The sequence below is a fragment of the Priestia sp. SIMBA_032 genome (assembly GCF_046535215.1).
Lineage (GTDB): Bacteria > Bacillota > Bacilli > Bacillales > Bacillaceae_H > Priestia > Priestia aryabhattai.
Genome location: NZ_JAWRXD010001709.1, coordinates 1 through 229 on the forward strand (window position 1 = coordinate 1; position 229 = coordinate 229).

The 229-nt window shown below is 40.6% G+C and carries 1 pseudogene; it reads right to left on the bottom strand.

The features are described from left to right. A pseudogene (locus SB717_RS40070) lies at positions 1 to 229 on the bottom strand (N-acetylmuramoyl-L-alanine amidase); the annotation flags it as partial.

A 229-nucleotide genomic window follows, 5' to 3' on the forward strand; every position in this document is an offset into this window, starting at 1 on the left:
CCCCTGGTCCAATCGGCTCTAAATTTAAATTCGCTTTTTGTTGATGCCCTGGATCAATAACGACGAGAAACTTTCCTTGCTTTTCATTACTCTCTACTTTTTGTTCATTATTTTGCACTGGTTGCTCAATTGGCTGCACTGGCGTAGTTTCTTCTTTCTTTTCCTCGGCTGATACTTTCTCTTGCCTATGTTCTACTTGCGATTCTTCGTTCTTTTCTTGTTCTTGCTG